We start from the raw sequence: 19,985 nt of genomic DNA, 5'->3' as shown, positions 1-19,985 counted from the left end.
GACATCAATCAATCCCGCATTCAATAAGACATAAAAAAAGGGCATCTGCCCTTTTTTTAATACTTAAATTACTGAGCATTCCACTGTTGAATGAAAGACATCGTTAATTTCGCTGCGTTTCGCTGTGCGATGCCTGAACCAAAGAAAGCTGCAACGTTTGGATCATGGTCTGCACCTGCGAGGTCAGACAAGCTACGAAATGCAATAAATGGAATATTATTTGAATAAGCCACTTGTGCCACAGCTGCTGTTTCCATATCTACACAATCGCCAAGCAAGTTTTTATGTAGATAATCACGATATGCTGCATTGGCTAAGAATGCACCACCAGAGATGCCACGCTGTCCAACCACAATCTTTGGATGATAACAGTCTACGCCTGAACAAATGGCTTCTAACTGTTTTTCAGTGCCTTTTTGCACGCGATCGACGATTGCAAGCATTTTATGATCTACAGGGAAATCGACACGCATTTCGCCATATGCCATTGGCACATCGGTGTCACCAAATCGACTTGTAAGCGCAACATTTTTGTAGTTATTGGCATTCATCACGTTGGTTTCACGTAAAAACTGATTATTCCAAGCCGGAACATTGTCGGCCAGTTTAATCCCTAAACATGAAATATCACCGGGTTGACCACATGCCGAGGGTAACTCTTTCGTATTGTTATAATACACTTCATTTGGTGCTAACCAGCTTTTGGCAATGACTACATCACCAACGTGAAGGTTTGGATTTAGACTGCCTGCGATACCGCTAAACACAATCCCTTTTAAATTAAAATGATCGCTGATCATTTGAGTGGTCATAGCGGCATTGGTCATGCTGATACCACTTAAGGTAATCACAACAGGTGCATTCTCTAGTGTACCGGTGACAAACTTTCTACCATTAATGAGATATTCTTTTTTGTCTTTAGTTGATTCAATCAGTAGATCAGCTTCTTGACCAAACGCTGCAATAATAGCAAGGCGCGGTGTGCTGTCTGTGAGATGTTGAAGCGTTGTTGTCATGGATTGGACCTTCATCGATGGAGTTGTTGTGGTACATCCAACGAGACCTACTGTTAGGCCAATCGCACCAAAAATTACCGCTAATTTTGAAAACTGCATCGTAAATAAACTCTTTCTTGAAGTTAAACTTAATACTGAGATTATAAATAATTAAGCAATAACTGTTCCAAAATATGTCATAAAATTTGCTGCGATTTTAGCGTATTAAGTTTGGTCAAGTTGACGTCGTGCTGCTTTTAGGGCAGTACGTAATCCTTCTTCAAGCGTTGGATGATAAAACGGAAATTGTAAAACATCATCTATGGTTGCATCTTGCGCAATTGACCAAGCCAGCATATGTGCCATATGTTCTGCTTGCTCGACACATAATTCCGCACCTAGCAGTACTCTAGACTCAGGATCAACATAAACTTCAACTGCGCCCTGATTTTTACCCAGTACTTTTGCGCGTCCTTGATTGCTGTATGAGGCTTCACCCGTAACAAAAGCTTGCTTTGCTTGAGTCAGTTGTTTGTGAGAACATCCGGCAATCGCCATTTCTGGTGAACAAAACACCATGCTTAAGGGCGTTAATAATTTTACATTTTGAACATCGGGATAATTCAAACAATTCTGAACCAACATTTTGCCTTCAAAGGCTGCTTCATGCTGAACTGGTGTGCTGGTAAAGGCATCACCTGCAATAAAAATTGGAAAATCGCCCAATTGTTTTGTCTTTGAATCTATAGGCAATTTTTTGATATCGCCATACTCTGGCGAGATTTTTTCTAATTTTAATGTATTGAGTAATGAATCCCGTCCGGTTGCATTCAATACATAATCATAATGCTCGGTGACTTGTTGTCCTTCTTGGCGATAACTGATTTTAACCTGATCATGTTCAAGTAAAAGCTGATCGGGAAGCACTTCAAATTTGATATCAAGCTCTTTTGCCAGAATGGTCTGAGCAAGTTGCTGTAGTGAAGGGCTAGAAAGGATACCAACGCGTTGACTACGGGCAAAAATAGTGATTTTGACCCCCAAACGAGATAATGCCTGTGCCATCTCGATCGCGATTGCACCACTGCCAATGACTGCTACAGAACGTGGAAGCGTGGGAAGTTCAAAAATATCATCTGAGGTAATAAGACGATGTTGCAATTGTGCTTTCCATAAACTAGGCACATTGGGCGTGGAGCCGACAGCCAAAATAAATGCTTTCGCTTGATAGTCTTGCCCATTCACACACACAGTGGAGGCATCTATGAATTCGGCTTTACCAGAACATTTGTGTTGTTCAGGCCAAGCGTTCACTTCTTTTAATGTAGAAGCAGTAAATGAATCTCGAAGTGTACGTACGTGCTGCATGACTTCTGTACAATCGAGTTGAACGCGACCTTTCAGGCCGACTTGATCGAGCTGTTGAATATCATGACAGCGATTGGCGGAGGCAATCAGCACTTTGCTGGGCATACAGCCCACACGGGCACAGGTGGTGTCCCAAGGTCCGTCATTAATAATCAGTAGATTTTGTGTGTGTTTCACTGCTTGTTTATAAGCGCTAATACCCGCTGTGCCTGCACCAATAATAATAATGTCGTACATTATGCAAAAACCATTTTGTTGTTCTATCTCTATGTTTAACATAAAAACAGCCTGCGAATGCAGGCTGTTTGGTTAGCGCGTGTAAGGTGAGAGTGCTTTGGACGCACAAAACTTCAGAGCGGAACGCCCATACTCACGCCGACGGTTGGACGGACATTCATACTGCTACATGCAGTCAGTAGCGAACATACACAGATCATCATGATGAATACTTTAGTCATTCAGTAAACCTTGTTGCTTGGCTTGAGTATACAAATCGAGCGCGCGTTTACCAGATTTACAAATCAGTAAAATCGGCTTTGGCAAGCTGTTATAGTAGCGAGCAAAAGCGTAAATATCTGTTTGAGTATTGCTGCCATTTTCAATGGGTTGATAGATCAAACTGACACGGGCTTTTTCAGCGACGTCTCTGAGTTGATATACCGTAAGACCATTGCCACGATCATGATCTGGACGCTGCAAAATCACAGAGCGAAAGCGACTGCGGTCGATTAGCTGGTTTAAGTCCTGCAACGAAATTTCATCAGAAATTGTCACGGCTGAACTCACCTGTGTGACTGCAGATTGTGCAAAGAGTGTGACCGGACTTAAAAATAAAAATGTAAGAATGCAAATTCGAACAAGATTAGTCATCCAGCAGATCCATCTGTTTGGCGAGTTGATAGAGGTTGTTGGAGCGGTTACCGGTACGACAAAACATTAAAATTGGTTTTGGTAACTCGTTATAATGATTTGCAAAAGTACGTACATCGAGTTCGCTAATCTGACCAGCTACCACAGGCTGATAAACGTAGTCGAGACCAACGTTACGAGCAGCTTCTTCAATCTGTGAACTGGTTGGCTGTTCTGGACCACCCTCAAGATCTGGACGATTATTGATAATCGATTTAAAGCCTTTTTCTACCACTTGTGCAAGATGTTCTGGTCCAATTTGACCGGCGAAACCGACATTCTCTGTCATTTTGTCACTCCAAATCTTAAAAAAACGTATATGCTGTATCATAGCATTATGCAAGATATTGAGTTAAAGCGTCATACGTTTTTTTCAAACTCAATCGAGCTTATCGTGAAGGCAATGGAGCACGTATGCACGCTTATACAGTTGAACCACTGTATGTACAACATGGTCAAGACCTGATTGCTGCTGACTTTTACCGACCCAAACATCAAAAAAAACCTGCCGTAGTCATTATGGCGCATGGCTTTGCAGGATTGCGTCATTTTAAATTAGCTGCATATGCACAGAAGATTGCACAAGCCGGTTACGCGGTGGTGCTATTTGATTATCGCTATTGGGGTGGCAGTACGGGTAAGCCTAGGGAGCTGGTACATTTAAAGCAGCAAATTGATGACTGGAAAACCGTGATTCAATATATGCTTGCCAGCAAACTGATTGATGAGCGGCGCATCGTACTTTGGGGAACTGACTTAAGTGGTGGATATGTTTTAAGCCTGGCAGCAGAGCTGAAGCATGTGCATGCCGTAATTGCGCAGGTGCCCTTTATTGACAGTGCAGAAAGTGCCAAGTTGTATCCTTTACAGCAGTTGCCTCGGGCGCTGAAACTTTCCAGTCAAGATTATATGGGAGCCAAAGTCGGATTGGCTCCCAAAACACTTCCCGTTATCGCCGAACAGCAACTCTGTTTTTTGCCTACATCTGACAGCCGCTTGGGATATCTGTCGATTGTCAACCCTGATTTTTACTGGAGCGGACAGATTCCTGCACGTGCCTTTTTTCAGCTGCTGCGCTTTCGACCTATTCAGAGCGTGCGCAATATCAGTGTGCCGGTTTTGTTTATTGCGGCTAAGCAAGATTCCTTGATTCCGATTGACTCGAGTCGCGAAGCTGCAACCAATATTGCACCATTTGTCGATTATCATGAGTGGAATATGCAACATTTTGATGTTTATCATGGTATTTGGTTTGAAAAAGCCATCGCAACCCAATTAGAATTTTTACATCGACATATTGGAGTGAGCTAACATGATTGTTGTATGCCCGTCATGTGGTGCAAAAAATCGCGTTCCCGAAGAAAAACTGAGTGCAGATCCGCAATGTGGTCAGTGCCATGCCAAGCTTTTACCGCGTGAGCCGATCGAATTAAATGAGCAGAATTTTAGTCAATTTGTGACACATAGTGATTTACCCATTCTGATTGACCTGTGGGCTGAGTGGTGTGGTCCGTGCAAGATGATGGCGCCTCATTTTGCACAGGTTGCGGCTCAAAATCCTCAAGTAATCTTTGCCAAGATCAATACCGAAACTTCGCCTCGACTCAGTCAGGCATTTCATGTTCGTAGTATTCCGACCTTGGTGCTGATGAATAAAACCACCGAAATTGCTAGAATAAGTGGCGCGCTGCGATCGACCGAAATGCAACAATGGTTAGATCAGCACCTACAGTCTTAATTTCGGAGTTAATGTGTTGGATACCCCTATAAAACCTGAAGGGACATTGTCTTTACAAACCATTGCCATGCCTGCGGATACCAACTGGAGTGGAGATGTGTTTGGTGGCTGGATTGTATCGCAGATGGACTTGGCTGGTGCCATTCATGCGGAGCGCTTTAGTAAAGGGCGCTGTGCAACCATTTCGATTAATCAGATGACCTTTTTGGTTCCAGTCAAAGTAGGGGATGTGATCAGTTGCTACACCCGAATTTTAAAAGTGGGCAATACCTCGATTCAGATGCAAATTGAAGTATGGGACAGCCATGACAGCTCACGTTCTGCAAAACGTGTCACTGAGGGTGTATTTACGTTTGTGGCTGTCGATGTAAACGGCAATAAACGTCAAATTTCAGATGAGGTCAAACAGGCATTTTTAGCCCAATAGAACTCAAATCAATTCAAGAGCATATATTGAAATTAAAAAGGTACAGCCGATGCTGTACCTTTTTTTATGCGGTTGAGCGTATTTAGGGTTTGCGTTTAGGCAACCATGCCCAAATCATTTCACACTGAATGGCTTCCACACCAGCGTCATCAACCACCGTGACCGGAATGGAAAGCTCAGCTTTATCATGCTCAGCGATAAAACGCTGTTGTTCAAGGCTTAATTGAGCGGTTGCAGTTAACCCACCTTGAACAACTTTGAGATAATCGACATGCAAAGACTTGATCAGCAAAATCCGGTCATCGGGAACATGTAAACCGGTCAGAAACCCTGTTGCCGTTTCTGCCAGTAAAGCCATCGCGGCCGCATGTAAGCCCTTAATGTGATTTTGCATATTGCGCTGGTTCTCCAGACGAACCTTGACATGATGCTGATCAACCTCTAAATAACGAATATTGGCTGTGCCCACCATCGGCACAATCCGACCAAAGGCTTTACTCCAAAGCGTGCTTCGAAGCCCTTTAGGAAATTTAGAAGTCGCCTTTACCAGCTTTGCTAAACGATTGGTCTGAGCCATAACACGTCCCCATCTACACCGCAGAAAAATTAGTCTTTGAAATTATTAAACTGTAACGGTAGACCAAATTGTTGTTCGCGCAAAAAGGCCATCACTTGTTGCAATGTGTCGCGTTTTTTATCGCTGACTCGAATTTTGTCACCCTGAATTGAAGATTGCGCTTTGATGCCACTTTCTTTAATGGCTTTATTGATTTTTTTTGCGGTATCCGAGTCAAGTCCGTCTTTCAGTTTAATGACTTGAACCACATGTTTACCTGATGCGCTGGCTTTTTGTGGATCAAGCGCTTGGACATCAATTTTGCGCTTGTAAAAATGATTTTCAAGCATGGTGTATACTTGCTCACACTGAAAATCGCTTTCTGTCGAAATTTTAATTTCTTTCGATTTTTCGTTCAGTTCGATGGTAACGTCTTGACCACGGAAGTCAAAACGCGTCTGGATCTCTTTTTGCGTGTTTTGAACCGCGTGATTAACTTCAAAAAGTTCCAATTCAGAGACAATATCAAAAGAAGGCATGGTTTAGACCTTTACAAAGTGAAAGAATATTTGAGATGCTAGGGATGTTTTCTTCATTTGCCAAGTGTTGTTTACATCAAAGGAGTGCGCAATGATCCGTAAACAAGAAATTACGACATTTGAGTTCCCAGAAGATGCCATTATCTGGGATGTCCGTGATGCGAGTTCTTATGCTGAAGGGCATGTTAAAGGTGCTAAAAATCGACCGATCGGTGATTTAGGTGCAGAAAGTTTAACTCAGGTGCCAACGGATCAGCCGATTTATATTTTATGTGGTGGTGGTAGTAAAGCCCCGCGCGCTGCTGAAAAGCTTGAAGAGCTTGATAACTCGCGTGAATACGTGATCTTAATGGGTGGTACTCGCGCAGCCAAGGCTGCCGGAATGCCTTTGGATCAAGGGCACACAGCCTAAAAAAAGCGCCTTCGGGCGCTTTTTTTTAACTGAAATTTTATGAGTGTGTTTCAGGTTTAGGGTGTTCAGTTCTTTGCTTGATTGCAACTTTCTTTTTAAAGCGCTGTGGATTCAAGCGTTTGAACAAACTCTCTGGCACAGGGCAACTTTCTTTTAGAATCTGTGCGGCAAGTATTTCGCTACAGAGTGGGGAAAACATAAACCCTTTTGAACCCAGTCCTGCAAGCGTATATAACCTGGATTGTGCAGTTGGTGCACCAGCCAAAGGAAAATAATCTGGAGATTGTGCCCGCACTCCGGCACGACCTGACCATGTACTCACTGGCGGCAATCCTTGTGCATATTCTGGGAAGACGCTGTGGATTAAATGAAAGTTATGCACATGGTCTTCTTCGTTGACCTCATCATCTTCACGCTGTGGCAAAAATGATGCGCCCAGAATCAAATGTGTCTCATCCAGTTGCATGCAGTAGCCGCCATAACTATATGCCTGCTCAAAAGGCAATGGATGCGCTGCGGTATCCACCCAGCTGATTTGTCCGCGAATTGGCTTAAGCTGTGGATAATGCTCAAACAATACGGCACTGTGCCGTGCCGCACATACAATCACGGCCGAGGCACGGAATAGCTCCTGTTGCTGCGCCATGATACGTACATGATCTGTATCTTCCTGAATTTGATCAATCTGGGCTATCTGCAAATGAATATTGGGATGTGCTAAAACTTCCTCACAAAACTGATGCGGCCGAATTGCACCGGCTTGCGTTAAAGTGAGGGCATCAAAAGGCGTTTGAATCGGTGAGGATTGAGCAGGCTGAGGCTGTAAAAGCTGCTCGGGATATTGTGCTGCCAGCGCCAGCAATTGCTCAGGCTCTTTGAGTGCAATCTGATTGACCTCAAGGGCACGAAACGCACCAAAATGCTGATAAAAGCGCATCGCATATTGCCAGCACACCAGCATCAAATGATCTGGACTTTGTGTAATCGGGCACAGCTTAGGATTGAGTAACGCCAATGGATTACCAGATGCGCCTGATAAAGGATGTGCCTGCTCAAAGATCGTCACCTGATGACCGCGCTGCGCCAAAGCCCATGCACAATTTAAACCTGCAATTCCGGCCCCAATAACGGCAAAGTGTTGCTGGCCTGAAGAGGTGGATTCCTTTAAGTGTTCTTCAGCATCGGGCCAAATGCCTTTTAGCATTTCCCGTTTATGCCCAAAACCTCGTGGTCGGCTGATTTGAATACCGTGCTCTCTGAGGCCACGTTTGAGCACACCAGCCACACTAAATGACGCAAAAGTGGTGCCGGGTTGAGAAAGCCGAATCATTTGGCTTAAAACCTGAGTTTCCCAAAGTTCAGGATTGCAGGAAGGCGCAAAACCATCGAGGAACCACGCATGAACCGCCTGCGTTTTGACGATGCATGGAAATACATCGTGAGCATCACCGAGCCAAAGATCAAGACTAAAGCGCTCGTTTGGAAAATTTAAGCGATGACACCCGGCAATCGGGAGGGGGTATTGCTCAATCAGTGCATCTGCAAGCGGTTTAAGCTCGGGCCATGCACGAAGTGCGCGGCACAGATCGGTTTTACTGAGCGGAAATTTCTCCACGCTGATGGCATGTAAGTGACTCTGGTTATCGGGACGTACCTGTTGCCAGAGTTGCCAGAGCGCTAAGATATTCAGGCCTGTTCCAAATCCTGTTTCGCCTACACAAAAGTACTCAAATGGTGCTAAGGCTGCCAAACGTGTAGGCAGATCATTACCATTTAAAAAAACATGGCGTGTTTCGAGCAATCCATTGTCTTTGGAGAAATACACATCTCCAAACTGCTTTGAGACCGGAACATCAATTCCGTCTACACAATGCCAATCTAACGTTGCGGTTTGGATGCTCGCTGACACGCACAGATCCTTTTATTCGGGTGAATAGAGGGTTGAGTTTACCATTGACGGCGACGCTTGGTGTAGACATAACCTGCAATCAGAAAGCCTAGAATTACCCCGACCGCAATCGTAGCGGCGCCATACAAAAACATTTGGGCACTGCGCTCACTTTGCAATACCTGAACCTGCACCATAAGATTGTCGTTTTTAAGCTGCAATTCTTGGTTTTGAGTCAGAGCATCCAGATTGGCTTGCTCAAGCTGTTTTAAACGACCAGCCTGATCTTTAACCAGCGCTTTAATTTTGGCATCTTGCTCAGCTTTGAGTTTGGCAATTTGCTCGGCGGTAAGCGGTTTTAATGCAGTATTGGCTGCATTTGCCACACTAGCAGTTGCTGGAGCCGTCGCAGTTGTAGCAGCAGATGTGCTAGGTTGAGCGGGTGCAGGCGTTGGTTCAACAGCCCAAACACTTGAGCACAGCAAAGATAAGCCGATCAGCGTTTTCAGCGTGTGAGACATGGAATTACTCTTTTGGAAAGGCTTTATTAAAGGGTTTGACATCGATGTGCCCATACACGCCTTCAATCCAGAATGGTTCTTCTTTTAACCAAGCATCCAACGCTTCACGACTGTCAAAATCAACAATAATGGTGCTGCCGTAAAAGCCAGCCTGCGGATTGCCTGCTTCTTTAGGCATGGCACCAGCGACAATCAGTCTGCCTTCGTCATCGAGTTTTTGTAAACGTTCGAGATGCTGTGGACGCGTCGCTAAACGTTTTTCTAGCGTCCCTTCGTTATCTGTACAGGTCACCACAAATAAAGGCATAAGGATATCCTTTTGTAAGAATTTTCAGAAGCTTAGGCATCTGGTGTCTTGAAAAATTTACGTAATACAACAAACTGGATAATGATAAATGAAAACATCACGATCATGTCACCAAATGCGGTAAATTCACCCCAATATTTTCCATGCATAAATACAAATGCAAAGAAGAAATGCAGTAATGACATCACCACAAACATGGCAGCCCATGCAAAGTTTAGATTTTTCCAGCCTTTGGCTGATAATTCAAAAATAGGGCCAAACAAACGTTGGATCAGCGGTGTTTTATCTTTACTAAAAAATGGCGACAGTAAAAAGGCACCTGCAAACACCAGATTAAGAATGACGGCTTTGAGACGAATATAGAAGTCATCGCTGAGCATCAAGGTAATGCCACCAAAAATTACGGTCATAAACAACACAATCCACTGTTGTTTTTCAAGACGAAATTTTTGTGAAATGAACAGCCCGCCGTATACAATCAACATCGAGATAATGAGACCCGTGGTCGCAACCAAAATATTGTTATTGTCTACACCACCAGCCGAACCAATCAGTTTCAATAACGGATGCTGGGTATCGGCCGGATCGACAGTCTTATATAAATAAAAGAAAATAATGAGGGGCACAAAGTCTAAAAGTGCTTTCATGTTAGAGTATCTAAACCAGATCATAACGAATGGCATAGTATAGAAGATGCACGGCATAGATTTACATACGCACAGCAATATTTCTGATGGGACCTTATCGCCTCAGGCTTTGGTCGAATCTGCTGTCGCGTGCGGTATTCATACCTTAGCACTGACCGATCATGACACGATGGATGGGCTGGAAACTGCGCGAAAAATCGCCCAAGATCATGATATTCATATTATTTCTGGTGTGGAGATTTCCAGTCAGTGGTCTCGTCCCAACACCAAAAAAGCTTATGGCGTACATATTGTGGCGCTGAATATGCAAAATCCAAAGCCTCTACAAGATGCATTAGTGATACAAAAAAATATTCGGGCGACGCGTGCCAAGCAGATTTGTCAGTTGTTAGAAGGCTGTATCGGATTTGATATTTACCCGGATGTACTGGCCAAGGTAGAGCATGTTCCTGACCGTATTACCCGAACCCATATTGCCAAAATCCTGATTGAAAAAGGAATTGTGAGTCGCCCGCAGCAGGCATTTGACCGCTTTTTAAAAGAAGGCAAACGGGCCTATGTCAAATTTGACGGTTTAGCGCTGCCCGAGACGATTCGTATTATTCATGAAAGCAAAGGTTATGCTGTGTTGGCACATCCGACTCGCTACGATCTGTCGTCTACCAATATTCGCTACTTAATTGAGTATTTTGCCTCGTTGGGTGGCGATGCAGTTGAGCTACCACCCAGTATTGACCCACTCTCTACGCGCCAAATGGTCGATCGTTTGATTGCACAATTTGATTTAAAAGTATCGATTGGCAGTGATTTTCATGGCGACAATATGCCATGGATTAAACTGGGCAATACGCCACAGCCTAATCCTCGGCAGACCGGCATTTGGGAAAGCTTCTAAAGCAAGTTGTTATCTTGCGCTTGAATCGGTGGAGGCGTCGGTTTACCCAAAGTACTCAGAAGTTCAATTTCGATCATGCGCACCATCGAATCTAGAGGTAAGTCGTTACTTTGCGTGCCAAATGGCTCTTCAATTTCAGTGCTTAAAGCATCAAGGCCCAAAAAAGTATAGGTCAGAATGCCCACCAAGATCGGGGTAGCCAAACCAAGGGTCGAGCCTAAACTAAAGGGCAACATACAACAGAAAAAGTATACGGTTCGGTTAAGCAAAACAGAGTAGGCAAAAGGAATAGGCGTGTTGGCAATACGGTCACATCCGGTTTGTACCAGACTGAATTCGGCCACATACCGATTCATTTGGGTATAAATAATATCGCTAATTTCGCCTTCTTTCAGTGCTTGCATTAACTCCCAGTGAATAAGGCTTAAGGTGTATTGCGGTGCATTCACCTGTTGATACAACTGGGTGAGTGCTTGCTGGCTCAAGCCACTGGTTTCGGTCAGCTCAGTCGGATTGGCCGTTTGGTGACGTAGACGATCACGTAAAACGTTGGCAAATACAATTACATGCTGAATGATCCGTTCACGCCGTCCTTGCGGTAAAATTCTACAGTCACGATCAAAGTGACGCGCATTTGCAATCAGTGATCCCCATAATTTACGTGCCTCCCACCAACGGTCATAACATGCACTGTTTTTAAATCCCAAGAAAATCGACAGGACCACACCAATAAGGGTAAAGCCGACCAACGGTAACTGGGGAAAATTAAAAATCTGGGTATATTGAATGCCGCCAATCACAGCCGAGATCAGCATCAAAATCCCAAGCGGTGGAAGAATTTTGGGTAAAATGGTTCCTCGCCAAGAAAAGAGTAGGCGAAAAATATTGGTTTGATCACGGACAATCATGCGAGACGTTCACAGCTTTTTTGAGCATGATCTTCACCAGTCGGTGCGGCTTTGTCAATATCTGGGCGATTGATTTTTTTGTACATGAAGTAAGTCATGTTCTGCAAATGAAAAGCAGCCGTTTTTCGCAATAATAAAATGATCGATTAACTGGATGTCGACCAGTTCACAGGCCTGAAGCAAGCGTTGAGTAAGCGTCGTGTCGGCCTCGGAGGGTAGTGCGTGCCCGAAGGGATGATTGTGCGCAATCACAAGATGTGATGCGTGTTGTTGTATCGCATAACGTAACGTTTGATTAATCGAGATCTCGCAGCTATTTAAAGAGCCAAAAAATAGTTTTTTAAAATGCAGCTTTCTTAATTCGTTGTCGAGACACAGCACGGCAAAAATTTCCTGTTTTTCTCCCAACAGTTCATAACGTAAATAATCCAGCACCTGTTCGGAGGAAGATAAACTTAAGGCATCTTGATGAAAATAATGTTCGAGATAGCGCCGTCCGAGTTCTTTTACCGCCATTAAGTGCGCATATTTGGTTGCACCCACTCCATGAAAGCCGGAAAGTTCTTCTAAGGAGGCGTCAAAGACTGGATTCAGGCCGCCAAAATGTTGAATCATGTTGCGCGCCAGCTCAACCGCCGAGTGCTGCTTGGAGCCTGTACGTAAGAAGATGGCCAATAGTTCGGCATCTGATAAGCTTGCAGGCCCAGTGTGCAGTAACCGTTCTCGGGGTTGTTCGTGCTTGGGCCAAAATTTAATAGACTGTTGCATTCTGATTGAAGATGTACGTTATAGTTCTGATTTCGAAATTACAATGACTTGGGTCTAGGTCTATTTAATGCTATTGTGAGCGCCACTGCAACAGAAAGGTATGCTGTTCGTGAGCTTTGATTTAAGTGTCATTCCAAATAAAAACATTATTTTAGCTGTAACAGGCGGTATTGCGGCCTACAAAAGTGCCATTTTAGTACGCCGATTAAAAGACTATGGATTTAATGTCCGTGTGGTCATGACACATGGCGCACAAGCCTTTATCACACCCTTAACCTTTCAGGCTTTGTCTGGCTATCCTGTCCATACAGAATTGCTCGACACCGAAGCTGAAGCGGGTATGGGACACATCGAACTTGCACGCTGGGCAGATCTGGTGCTGGTTGCCCCCGCCAGTTGCGACACGATTGCCAAATTTGCACAGGGCTTGGCCGATGATTTACTCAGCACGCTGTATTTAGCCACTAAAGCACCGGTATGGGTTGCACCAGCAATGAACCAGCAAATGTGGGCGGCCAAAGCCACCCAGCGTAATTTACAAACGCTGGTCGAAGACGGTGTACACGTTATTATGCCAGATGCAGGCGCGCAAGCCTGTGGCGACGTAGGCTTGGGGCGTATGCCTGAGCCGGAGCAACTTGCTTATCAGGTGCGAGAGTACTTCCATAAAGCTCAACGTGCGATTGCAGAAAAATTTGGTTTGCTGGCCGGACAGCATGTCGTGATTACTGCTGGTCCAACCCGTGAAGCGATTGATCCCGTGCGCTATATTTCAAATCATAGTACTGGAAAGATGGGCTTTGCATTGGCAGCAGCCTGCTATGCTGCGGGTGCTAAAGTAACCTTGATTGCCGGGCCGGTGAGTCTGGATACACCAAATGGTGTACAGCGCATCAATGTAGCATCTGCGGTGCAAATGCTCGATGAAAGCTTGAATACGCTCAAACAAGGTTGTGATATTTTTATTGCCACTGCGGCTGTCGCCGATTATCGCGTTGCACAAGTGGCTGAGCAAAAGATTAAAAAATCGGGCGATGAACTTGAGGTGCGACTCATCAAGAACCCGGATATTGTGGCCACCGTTGCACAACAAGCAGAGCGGCCATTTATGGTGGGCTTTGCGGCAGAAACACAAAACGTGGAAGCTTATGCGGCTGGTAAGTTGGTGGCTAAAAATCTGGACATGATTGCCTGCAACGATGTGTCACGCAAAGATATCGGATTTGCATCGGATGAAAATGCCATGATGGTGTTTTTTGCCGAGCGTTATCACCTGAAAAAGCGAGAGCTAGAAAAAGCGTCTAAGCAGGAAATTGCGCAGCAACTGGTTGAAGCCATTTCTGATGCACTGCGCCGTAAAGTTTAGTTTTGCGGCTGATCAAGTTTTAAGTTTTTAAACATAAAGCTCCTACAAAAGGCGCTTTATGTTTTTCTCTAAACTGTATATTTTTAAGGGGGAGATAATCTCTGTAAAATGGACTGAGTGTATGAACAAGAAACTAATAGGAAGTCTGTTACTTGCAAGCTGTTTGAGCGTGAGCCACCTGACTATGGCAGCCAGCCTTCAAAACAACATGATCAGCATTGCAACGTCGTATTCTGACTTTTCAAAAGCAAGTAATGCCAAAGACGCAGAAATGGCATTAAGTAAAATGAAAATGGCTGCGTTAGATTCGAAAAAATCTAAGCCACCAAAGCTGGCCAATAAACCAGACAATAGTCCAGAGGTGATGGGGTATCACGCGGGCTTGGATCAACTGGTTGCCGAAATTGATAAAACCAATCTTTTAGTGAAGGCGGGTAAGCTGGATCAGGCCAAAATTGAAGGAAAGAAATTAATCGATATTCGTAACAGCAATCACAAAAAATTCAAATAATTGCAATTTTACATGTAAAAAAGCGACCATACAGGTCGCTTTTTTATGCTCAATGCAACTTAAGCTTGGCCTTCAACTTGCGTTTGAGCACGTTGAAGATTGGCTTCAAATTCTGCATCAAAGTTGATTGGTGTCAAAAGCAATTGTGGGAAACTACCTTTGGTGACCATATCGTTGACTGCTTCACGTAAGAACGGGAACAAAATGTTTGGGCAGTACGCGCCTAAAATGTACGGAAGACGGTCTTCTTCGATATTGTCAATTAAGAAAATACCAGATTGAGTCACGTCAACAATAAATGCCGTCTCGCCTTCGTTATTTGCTTGAACAACCGCTTTTAATGACACTTCAAAATGTGTTGGATCAATTTTTTCTGCCGCAGACGACAAATTGATGTTCAACTCTGGTTGCCATTGTTTTGTAAAGACTTGCGGTCCTGGGACTTCAAACGAAATGTCTTTGGTATAAAGACGTTCTAAAGCAAGTTGCGGTTGAGTTTGTTGTTCTTCACTCATTCTTTTTTCCTTAACAATTTAAAGCGAAATTAAGCCAGTAGCTCGTCGAGTTTGCCTTCACGCTCTAAGGCATAAAGTTGATCAAAACCGCCAATAAACTGGTCTTTGATAAAAATTTGAGGCACGGTACGATGATTGGTACGCTGCATCAGTTCGATGCGCACATCTGGTGCTTCATTTGACAAATTAATTTCTTTGTACTCAATGCCTTTGCGCTCAAGCAGTTGTTTTGCACGAATGCAGTACGGACATACTGTAGTTGAATAAATCGTAACATTTGCAGTCATGAAATTGCTCCTTAAGCTTTAGTCGTCTTTGCTTTAACCAGTGGCAAACCTTGACCTTTCCAGTTGCTAATACCGCCGTCGAGACGGTAACTGTCGGCGTGTCCGATTTTTTGCAACGCACTACCGGCAACTTGACCAAGGTTACAAATGAACACCAGTGGACGATCACTTGCTTTAAGCTCGTCTACATGGCTGGCAATTTGGCTGTACGGAATGTTACGGCTTCCGCTGATATGACCTTCACGAAAGTCTTTGGCATCACGTAGGTCGATCAATTGCGCATTTTTGGCTTTGATCAAAATACCAAGCGATTGTGGGGAGATTTTGCGTCCGTTACGTTGTCCTTCAAAAATAAAAAACAACACAGCCAGAACTGCAAGTGTTCCAAATAAAAAGGGGTGATTCCCCATAAACTCCAACCAACGTTCCACAAGCCACCTAATTAAACTCAAAATTGACGAAGAGTATAGCTCATATACATGGTGATCAAAATCACCAGTTCAAGAGCAATATTTAGAAAAATTAACTTTTTTGTTGCGCTTCCTGAATTTCATCCAACAATCGCAAATAGCTATCCAGTCGGCGCGGCAGAATTTCACCGTTTTCGATGGCCACTTTCAAGCCACAATGCTTTTCATGCGTATGGGTACAATTTCGAAATTGGCATTGTCCCAAACGCTGATCGATTTCTGGAAAACCATGGCGTATTTTTTCGGCATCCAGATGCCAGAGTCCAAATTCGCGAATTCCCGGTGAGTCAATCAATGCGCCATTTTCACCAAACCGAATCAGTCGGGTTGAGGTGGTGGTGTGCTGACCCAGTGCCGAGTTTTCAGAAATGATATTGGTTTTTTGCTCTGCATCTGGAATGATGGCATTGATCAGTGAACTTTTACCTACACCAGATTGCCCTACAAAGGCAACTGTTTCGTTGTCTAGACGCTGTTGCAAGCTGTGCAGGTCGCCTTTGGCATGACATACCAATGTTTCATAGCCCAGTGCTTGATATTCTTCGAGCATACTCAGAATAGGATCTTGTTCGGTTAACAAATCCGACTTGTTAAGCACCAGTAAAGCTGGAATATCGGCATCGGCACAGGCCACCAAATAGCGATCAATCAGTGTCGGTGCTGGTTCAGGCAATACTGCAAAGACAATCACAATTAAACTGATGTTGGCTGCAACAGGTTTCACCTTGTGATAGCGATCTGGACGAGTCAGTAAAGAACGTCGTGGTTGAATCGCGGTAATAATCCCAAGTCCCGTGTTCGGGTCGGCTTGCCATTTTACCCGATCCCCAGTCACCAGCATTTCTAAATTGGTACGGGTATGGCATCGCCAAACGCTGCCCAGTTCAATAGGCTTCCAAAAAGGCTCAGGTTCGCCATCTGCAACTTCAGGTCGCTCAGGATGTGGATCGGGTGTCGACAAGGCCTGAACTTCGAGTTGACGACCATAATGCTGTACCACCAATCCTTCTAAATCACTGGACGTGTCTACATCATCTTGGCGTGTTTGCTGTTGTTTCTTGATCCGGCGTTGCTGCTGTTCAGTCAAGCGACGTTTACGAATTAGAGCCATTCATATCCTAAAAAAACCCATTTACCGAGGTCGCAAAAATAGCATGAACTGACCATCGAGTTACAGCGTAGCGACGATTAATTTGCTACTATTCGTGTTTTCTCGCATTTAGATTTGGTAGATATGAGCAGCACACTGGATACGCGGTTAATCTGGATTGACCTTGAAATGACAGGTTTGGACACAGATAACGATCAGATTATTGAAATTGCCACCATTATTACCGATGACAATTTGAATATTCTTGCAGAAGGTCCGGTTTTGGCAATTCATCAACCCGATCGTATATTAAATGCGATGGACGAATGGAATACTCGTCAGCACGGTCAGTCTGGACTGATTGAACGTGTGCGCCGCAGCAAATTGACCGCACGTGATGCCGAGCAGCAAACCCTTGAGTTTTTAAAGAAATGGGTGAATCCGAAAATTTCACCGATGTGTGGCAACTCGATCTGCCAAGATCGTCGCTTTATGCATCGACTGATGCCGGAACTCGAACAATACTTTCATTATCGTAACCTGGATGTGTCGACGATTAAGGAACTCTCTAAGCGCTGGCGTCCAGAAATTATGAGCGGATTAAAGAAAAATGCATCGCACTTGGCGATGGATGATATCCGTGATTCGATTGCAGAACTGCGCTACTACCGTGAGTATTTTTTCATTAAAAACTAAGTTGCATGTTGCAATAACTCCGCAATACGTATCACCGTAGCGTAATTTTGGGCTGCGGTTTTTTATTGTCGCGGGTGGGGTCAAAGTCTTACGAATATATTCATATTGTTACAAAAAGTAGGATGGAACCAATTGGTTTTACAGGGTTTTGTTTTACTATAGAGTTGTATTCCCAGTGAATTATAACAAAGAGATCAAGATGCAAAGTAATAATCCTATATTAACCCGCGTTGAAACATATAGTGATTTTCAGCAGCCGATGACTGTAGCGGGCGCAGTACAAAAATCGGTGGGTCTGACCTTGGTGGCTGCCATTACTGGTTTAGCGTTGTTCTTTTATTGCGCTTTTACCGCCAATGCAGGAATGGCTTACGCTGCAATGCTGGTGGGTGCAATTGGTGGCCTGATTTTAGGCCTGATTGCAACGTTTAAAGCGCATACAGCACCAAAGCTGGCGGTTCCTTATGCACTGTTTGAAGGTGCATTTTTAGGTGGTATTTCCTTTATTTTTCAGGCCAAATTTCCGGGTGCGCCGTTACAAGCGCTACTTGCTACATTTGTCACCACCTTGGTGATGTTCGGCTTGTATCGCTTCCAGATTATCCGTGCAACCGAGAAATTTAAATCAGTGGTGCTTTCTGCAACCATTGCGATTGCCATTGTGTTTGTCGTGCAAATGGTCATGAGTTTGGCTTTTGCATCTAGTGTACCTTATATTTTTGAAAGCAATTGGTTGGGCATTGGCTTTGCGGCATTTGTGGCTGTCATTGCCTCATTGAATCTGATTTTGGATTTTGACCTGATCGAATCTGCTGCAGCACAACGCGCACCGCAATCATTTGAATGGTTGTGCGGAATTGCCTTACTCTCGACGCTGGTGTGGATGTATATCTCGTTCTTGCGTCTGATTGGTCTGTTGTCGAACGACTAATCCAAAACTCAAGTTGTTCAAATCAAAAGTCGTACGCCGTGAGGGGTACGATTTTTTTATGCAAATCAAAAAAAGATGCATTATGCAATTTCGAAAAGTTGTGAAGCTTGGCATTATGCTTCTAAATTTAATACAGTGAGAAACCTAATGGCACAAGGATTATTAACAGGTAAACGTTTTTTAATTGCAGGTGTTGCAAGTAAGTTATCTATTGCCTACGGTATTGCACAGGCACTCCATCGTGAAGGCGCAGAGCTTGCGTTTACTTATCCAAATGAAAAACTAAAAAAGCGTGTCGATGAATTTGCTGCACAGTTTGATTCAACGCTTGTTTTTCCTTGTGATGTTGCGGTTGATGCGGAAATTGACAATGCATTTGCAGAACTTGCAAAACATTGGGACGGTGTGGACGGTGTGGTTCACTCAATTGGTTTTGCCCCTGCGCACACTTTAGATGGTGATTTTACAGACGTGACCGATCGTGAAGGTTTCCGTATTGCGCATGACATCAGTGCCTACAGCTTTGTGGCGATGGCGCGAGCTGCGAAGCCACTGCTTCAAGCACGTCAGGGTTGCTTATTGACCTTAAGTTATCAAGGTTCTGAGCGCGTAATGCCAAATTATAACGTCATGGGTCTTGCTAAAGCATCATTAGAAGCAGGCGTACGCTACTTGGCTTCAAGCTTAGGCGCAGATGGTATTCGTGTGAACGCAATTTCTGCTGGCCCAATCCGTACTTTGGCTGCTTCAGGCATCAAATCGTTCCGTAAAATGCTGGATGTCAATGAAAAAGTATCGCCGTTAAAGCGTAATGTGACCATTGAAGAAGTGGGCAATGCTGCGTTATTCCTTTGCTCACCTTGGGCATCGGGTATTACTGGTGAAATCATGTATGTCGATGCTGGATTTAACACAGTAGGTATGAGCCAGGCGATTATGGATGAAGAATAATTTTTTATCTTCTAATTAAAATGGTGCTTCGGCACCATTTTTTTATATTTAAAATTCAGTTGCAAATAAAAACGTTAGCAAAACATTAACAACTCTAAATAGACAGTTCTGTATCTATTGGTTAAAATTCAACTTAAGTATGAGTTTTACTGATAATAACAATGTCGATTAATCTATTTGGCGTATTAGAACGCTTGGGATTAGGTGCACAGCAACGCGCCTTGCACGTGACCTTCTCAGATCCCGCCCTGAACAGTCAGGTGTATTTACAACGCATACAGGGACAGCAG

The 19,985-nt window shown here is 44.0% G+C and carries 27 protein-coding genes; 11 read left to right on the top strand and 16 right to left on the bottom strand.

All coding sequences use genetic code 11. From position 1 onward, the window contains the following. Positions 1–68: 68 nt before the first annotated feature. From ADA42_RS02015 to ADA42_RS02000, 4 genes are all read right to left on the bottom strand, one after another. Positions 69–1,115, bottom strand: a complete 1,047-nt coding sequence (locus tag ADA42_RS02015) for a 5'-methylthioadenosine/S-adenosylhomocysteine nucleosidase (protein ID WP_004940679.1) — start codon at positions 1,113–1,115, stop codon at positions 69–71. Between the two features lie 105 nt (positions 1,116–1,220). Next, complete coding sequence (locus ADA42_RS02010) at positions 1,221–2,600, bottom strand: dihydrolipoyl dehydrogenase (protein WP_048763330.1); 1,380 nt, start codon at positions 2,598–2,600, stop codon at positions 1,221–1,223. Positions 2,601–2,813: 213 nt separating this feature from the next. Further along, positions 2,814–3,233 carry a beta-lactamase hydrolase domain-containing protein gene (locus ADA42_RS02005; RefSeq protein ID WP_004940675.1) on the bottom strand — a complete coding sequence of 140 codons (420 nt, stop codon included), beginning with the start codon at positions 3,231–3,233 and terminating at the stop codon, positions 2,814–2,816. Next, the gene (locus ADA42_RS02000) at positions 3,226–3,561 is read right to left on the bottom strand and encodes a beta-lactamase hydrolase domain-containing protein (protein ID WP_004940674.1); all 336 of its coding nucleotides are present in this window, start codon (positions 3,559–3,561) and stop codon (positions 3,226–3,228) included. The genes ADA42_RS02005 and ADA42_RS02000 overlap by 8 nt, the downstream gene beginning before the upstream one ends. Before the next feature lie 125 nt (positions 3,562–3,686). Between ADA42_RS02000 and ADA42_RS01995 the strand changes: the two genes are divergently transcribed. From ADA42_RS01995 to ADA42_RS01985, 3 genes are all read left to right on the top strand, one after another. Beyond that, the gene (locus ADA42_RS01995; RefSeq protein WP_048763328.1) at positions 3,687–4,583 is read left to right on the top strand and encodes an alpha/beta hydrolase; all 897 of its coding nucleotides are present in this window, start codon (positions 3,687–3,689) and stop codon (positions 4,581–4,583) included. 1 nt (position 4,584) lies between these two features. Further along, positions 4,585–5,010 (top strand): thioredoxin TrxC, encoded by a 426-nt coding sequence (gene trxC / locus ADA42_RS01990; protein WP_004940669.1) that lies wholly within the window; start codon positions 4,585–4,587, stop codon positions 5,008–5,010. A 67-nt stretch (positions 5,011–5,077) separates the two neighbouring features. Then, positions 5,078–5,437, top strand: coding sequence for an acyl-CoA thioesterase (locus ADA42_RS01985; RefSeq protein ID WP_171063771.1), 360 nt, complete (start codon positions 5,078–5,080; stop codon positions 5,435–5,437). 82 nt (positions 5,438–5,519) lie between these two features. On the opposite strand, the gene ADA42_RS01980 is transcribed toward ADA42_RS01985, so the two are convergent. Together ADA42_RS01980 and ADA42_RS01975 are read right to left on the bottom strand one after the other, a co-directional pair. Beyond that, on the bottom strand, positions 5,520–6,014 hold the full coding sequence (locus ADA42_RS01980; RefSeq protein WP_004940665.1) for a DUF4442 domain-containing protein: 495 nt from the start codon (positions 6,012–6,014) through the stop codon (positions 5,520–5,522). Positions 6,015–6,043: 29 nt separating this feature from the next. Beyond that, entirely contained in the window at positions 6,044–6,532 is a 489-nt protein-coding gene (locus ADA42_RS01975) for a YajQ family cyclic di-GMP-binding protein (RefSeq protein ID WP_004940662.1), read from the bottom strand. A 91-nt stretch (positions 6,533–6,623) separates the two neighbouring features. Here ADA42_RS01975 and ADA42_RS01970 point away from each other — a divergent pair, with 91 nt between their 5' ends. Then, entirely contained in the window at positions 6,624–6,944 is a 321-nt protein-coding gene (locus ADA42_RS01970) for a rhodanese-like domain-containing protein (protein ID WP_004940657.1), read from the top strand. A gap of 37 nt (positions 6,945–6,981) precedes the next feature. On the opposite strand, the gene mnmC is transcribed toward ADA42_RS01970, so the two are convergent. The 4 genes from mnmC to ADA42_RS01950 are packed head-to-tail and all read right to left on the bottom strand — an operon-like array spanning position 6,982 to position 10,307. After that, positions 6,982–8,853: an FAD-dependent 5-carboxymethylaminomethyl-2-thiouridine(34) oxidoreductase MnmC gene (gene mnmC, locus ADA42_RS01965; protein WP_048763326.1), complete on the bottom strand. Its 1,872-nt coding sequence runs from the start codon at positions 8,851–8,853 to the stop codon at positions 6,982–6,984. 38 nt (positions 8,854–8,891) lie between these two features. Further along, complete coding sequence (locus ADA42_RS01960; protein WP_025095782.1) at positions 8,892–9,353, bottom strand: hypothetical protein; 462 nt, start codon at positions 9,351–9,353, stop codon at positions 8,892–8,894. A gap of 4 nt (positions 9,354–9,357) precedes the next feature. Beyond that, positions 9,358–9,660 carry a YciI family protein gene (locus ADA42_RS01955; protein WP_004940649.1) on the bottom strand — a complete coding sequence of 101 codons (303 nt, stop codon included), beginning with the start codon at positions 9,658–9,660 and terminating at the stop codon, positions 9,358–9,360. Positions 9,661–9,692: 32 nt separating this feature from the next. Beyond that, complete coding sequence (locus ADA42_RS01950; protein ID WP_004940647.1) at positions 9,693–10,307, bottom strand: septation protein IspZ; 615 nt, start codon at positions 10,305–10,307, stop codon at positions 9,693–9,695. Positions 10,308–10,353: 46 nt separating this feature from the next. Between ADA42_RS01950 and ADA42_RS01945 the strand changes: the two genes are divergently transcribed. Beyond that, a complete protein-coding gene (locus ADA42_RS01945) occupies positions 10,354–11,202 on the top strand; it encodes a PHP domain-containing protein (protein WP_004940646.1) in 849 nt (282 codons plus the stop codon). On the opposite strand, the gene ADA42_RS01940 is transcribed toward ADA42_RS01945, so the two are convergent. Both ADA42_RS01940 and radC read right to left on the bottom strand, forming a co-directional pair. Beyond that, positions 11,199–12,110 carry a bestrophin family protein gene (locus ADA42_RS01940; RefSeq protein ID WP_004940641.1) on the bottom strand — a complete coding sequence of 304 codons (912 nt, stop codon included), beginning with the start codon at positions 12,108–12,110 and terminating at the stop codon, positions 11,199–11,201. The genes ADA42_RS01945 and ADA42_RS01940 overlap by 4 nt on opposite strands. Positions 12,111–12,164: 54 nt before the next feature. Further along, entirely contained in the window at positions 12,165–12,878 is a 714-nt protein-coding gene (radC, locus tag ADA42_RS01935) for a RadC family protein (protein ID WP_048763324.1), read from the bottom strand. Positions 12,879–12,987: 109 nt separating this feature from the next. On the opposite strand from radC, the gene coaBC reads away from it, so the two are divergent. Both coaBC and cybC read left to right on the top strand, forming a co-directional pair. Next, entirely contained in the window at positions 12,988–14,244 is a 1,257-nt protein-coding gene (coaBC, locus tag ADA42_RS01930; protein WP_048763332.1) for a bifunctional phosphopantothenoylcysteine decarboxylase/phosphopantothenate--cysteine ligase CoaBC, read from the top strand. Positions 14,245–14,365: 121 nt separating this feature from the next. Then, positions 14,366–14,755: a cytochrome b562 gene (cybC, locus tag ADA42_RS01925; protein WP_025095784.1), complete on the top strand. Its 390-nt coding sequence runs from the start codon at positions 14,366–14,368 to the stop codon at positions 14,753–14,755. A gap of 59 nt (positions 14,756–14,814) precedes the next feature. Here cybC and secB read toward each other — a convergent pair whose 3' ends face one another. The 4 genes from secB to rsgA all read right to left on the bottom strand — a co-directional run bounded on the left by secB (position 14,815) and on the right by rsgA (position 17,138). Beyond that, entirely contained in the window at positions 14,815–15,270 is a 456-nt protein-coding gene (gene secB / locus ADA42_RS01920; protein ID WP_004940626.1) for a protein-export chaperone SecB, read from the bottom strand. A gap of 29 nt (positions 15,271–15,299) precedes the next feature. After that, a complete protein-coding gene (gene grxC, locus ADA42_RS01915) occupies positions 15,300–15,557 on the bottom strand; it encodes a glutaredoxin 3 (protein WP_004940623.1) in 258 nt (85 codons plus the stop codon). A gap of 11 nt (positions 15,558–15,568) precedes the next feature. Next, positions 15,569–15,988: a rhodanese-like domain-containing protein gene (locus ADA42_RS01910; protein ID WP_004940620.1), complete on the bottom strand. Its 420-nt coding sequence runs from the start codon at positions 15,986–15,988 to the stop codon at positions 15,569–15,571. A 91-nt stretch (positions 15,989–16,079) separates the two neighbouring features. Then, positions 16,080–17,138, bottom strand: coding sequence for a small ribosomal subunit biogenesis GTPase RsgA (rsgA, locus tag ADA42_RS01905; RefSeq protein ID WP_025095785.1), 1,059 nt, complete (start codon positions 17,136–17,138; stop codon positions 16,080–16,082). A 123-nt stretch (positions 17,139–17,261) separates the two neighbouring features. Between rsgA and orn the strand changes: the two genes are divergently transcribed. The 4 genes from orn to ADA42_RS18950 all read left to right on the top strand — a co-directional run. Then, positions 17,262–17,813, top strand: coding sequence for an oligoribonuclease (gene orn, locus ADA42_RS01900; protein WP_048763321.1), 552 nt, complete (start codon positions 17,262–17,264; stop codon positions 17,811–17,813). Positions 17,814–18,012: 199 nt separating this feature from the next. Then, on the top strand, positions 18,013–18,744 hold the full coding sequence (locus ADA42_RS01895) for a Bax inhibitor-1/YccA family protein (RefSeq protein WP_004940611.1): 732 nt from the start codon (positions 18,013–18,015) through the stop codon (positions 18,742–18,744). A 147-nt stretch (positions 18,745–18,891) separates the two neighbouring features. Then, complete coding sequence (locus ADA42_RS01890; protein WP_048763319.1) at positions 18,892–19,695, top strand: enoyl-ACP reductase FabI; 804 nt, start codon at positions 18,892–18,894, stop codon at positions 19,693–19,695. 161 nt (positions 19,696–19,856) lie between these two features. Further along, on the top strand, positions 19,857–19,985 hold a 129-nt coding region (locus tag ADA42_RS18950), incomplete at its 3' end, for a hypothetical protein (RefSeq protein WP_414629806.1).

Source organism: Acinetobacter sp. 243_ASPC (assembly GCF_001054715.1).
GTDB classification, from domain to species: domain Bacteria; phylum Pseudomonadota; class Gammaproteobacteria; order Pseudomonadales; family Moraxellaceae; genus Acinetobacter; species Acinetobacter soli.
This window is presented reverse-complemented; position numbering and strand designations above follow the sequence as displayed.

Bases quoted from the DNA above. Each gene is read 5' to 3' on its own strand.
- ADA42_RS02015 (WP_004940679.1), bottom strand. From the start codon at position 1,115: ATGCAGTTTTCAAAATTAGCGGTAATTTTTGGTGCGATTGGCCTAACA.
- ADA42_RS02010 (WP_048763330.1), bottom strand. From the start codon at position 2,600: ATGTACGACATTATTATTATTGGTGCAGGCACAGCGGGTATTAGCGCT.
- ADA42_RS02005 (WP_004940675.1), bottom strand. From the start codon at position 3,233: ATGACTAATCTTGTTCGAATTTGCATTCTTACATTTTTATTTTTAAGT.
- ADA42_RS02000 (WP_004940674.1), bottom strand. From the start codon at position 3,561: ATGACAGAGAATGTCGGTTTCGCCGGTCAAATTGGACCAGAACATCTT.
- ADA42_RS01995 (WP_048763328.1), top strand. From the start codon at position 3,687: ATGCACGCTTATACAGTTGAACCACTGTATGTACAACATGGTCAAGAC.
- trxC (WP_004940669.1), top strand. From the start codon at position 4,585: ATGATTGTTGTATGCCCGTCATGTGGTGCAAAAAATCGCGTTCCCGAA.
- ADA42_RS01985 (WP_171063771.1), top strand. From the start codon at position 5,078: ATGCCTGCGGATACCAACTGGAGTGGAGATGTGTTTGGTGGCTGGATT.
- ADA42_RS01980 (WP_004940665.1), bottom strand. From the start codon at position 6,014: ATGGCTCAGACCAATCGTTTAGCAAAGCTGGTAAAGGCGACTTCTAAA.
- ADA42_RS01975 (WP_004940662.1), bottom strand. From the start codon at position 6,532: ATGCCTTCTTTTGATATTGTCTCTGAATTGGAACTTTTTGAAGTTAAT.
- ADA42_RS01970 (WP_004940657.1), top strand. From the start codon at position 6,624: ATGATCCGTAAACAAGAAATTACGACATTTGAGTTCCCAGAAGATGCC.
- ADA42_RS01960 (WP_025095782.1), bottom strand. From the start codon at position 9,353: ATGTCTCACACGCTGAAAACGCTGATCGGCTTATCTTTGCTGTGCTCA.
- ADA42_RS01955 (WP_004940649.1), bottom strand. From the start codon at position 9,660: ATGCCTTTATTTGTGGTGACCTGTACAGATAACGAAGGGACGCTAGAA.
- ADA42_RS01950 (WP_004940647.1), bottom strand. From the start codon at position 10,307: ATGAAAGCACTTTTAGACTTTGTGCCCCTCATTATTTTCTTTTATTTA.
- ADA42_RS01945 (WP_004940646.1), top strand. From the start codon at position 10,354: ATGCACGGCATAGATTTACATACGCACAGCAATATTTCTGATGGGACC.
- ADA42_RS01940 (WP_004940641.1), bottom strand. From the start codon at position 12,110: ATGATTGTCCGTGATCAAACCAATATTTTTCGCCTACTCTTTTCTTGG.
- radC (WP_048763324.1), bottom strand. From the start codon at position 12,878: ATGCAACAGTCTATTAAATTTTGGCCCAAGCACGAACAACCCCGAGAA.
- cybC (WP_025095784.1), top strand. From the start codon at position 14,366: ATGAACAAGAAACTAATAGGAAGTCTGTTACTTGCAAGCTGTTTGAGC.
- secB (WP_004940626.1), bottom strand. From the start codon at position 15,270: ATGAGTGAAGAACAACAAACTCAACCGCAACTTGCTTTAGAACGTCTT.
- grxC (WP_004940623.1), bottom strand. From the start codon at position 15,557: ATGACTGCAAATGTTACGATTTATTCAACTACAGTATGTCCGTACTGC.
- rsgA (WP_025095785.1), bottom strand. From the start codon at position 17,138: ATGGCTCTAATTCGTAAACGTCGCTTGACTGAACAGCAGCAACGCCGG.
- orn (WP_048763321.1), top strand. From the start codon at position 17,262: ATGAGCAGCACACTGGATACGCGGTTAATCTGGATTGACCTTGAAATG.
- ADA42_RS01895 (WP_004940611.1), top strand. From the start codon at position 18,013: ATGCAAAGTAATAATCCTATATTAACCCGCGTTGAAACATATAGTGAT.
- ADA42_RS01890 (WP_048763319.1), top strand. From the start codon at position 18,892: ATGGCACAAGGATTATTAACAGGTAAACGTTTTTTAATTGCAGGTGTT.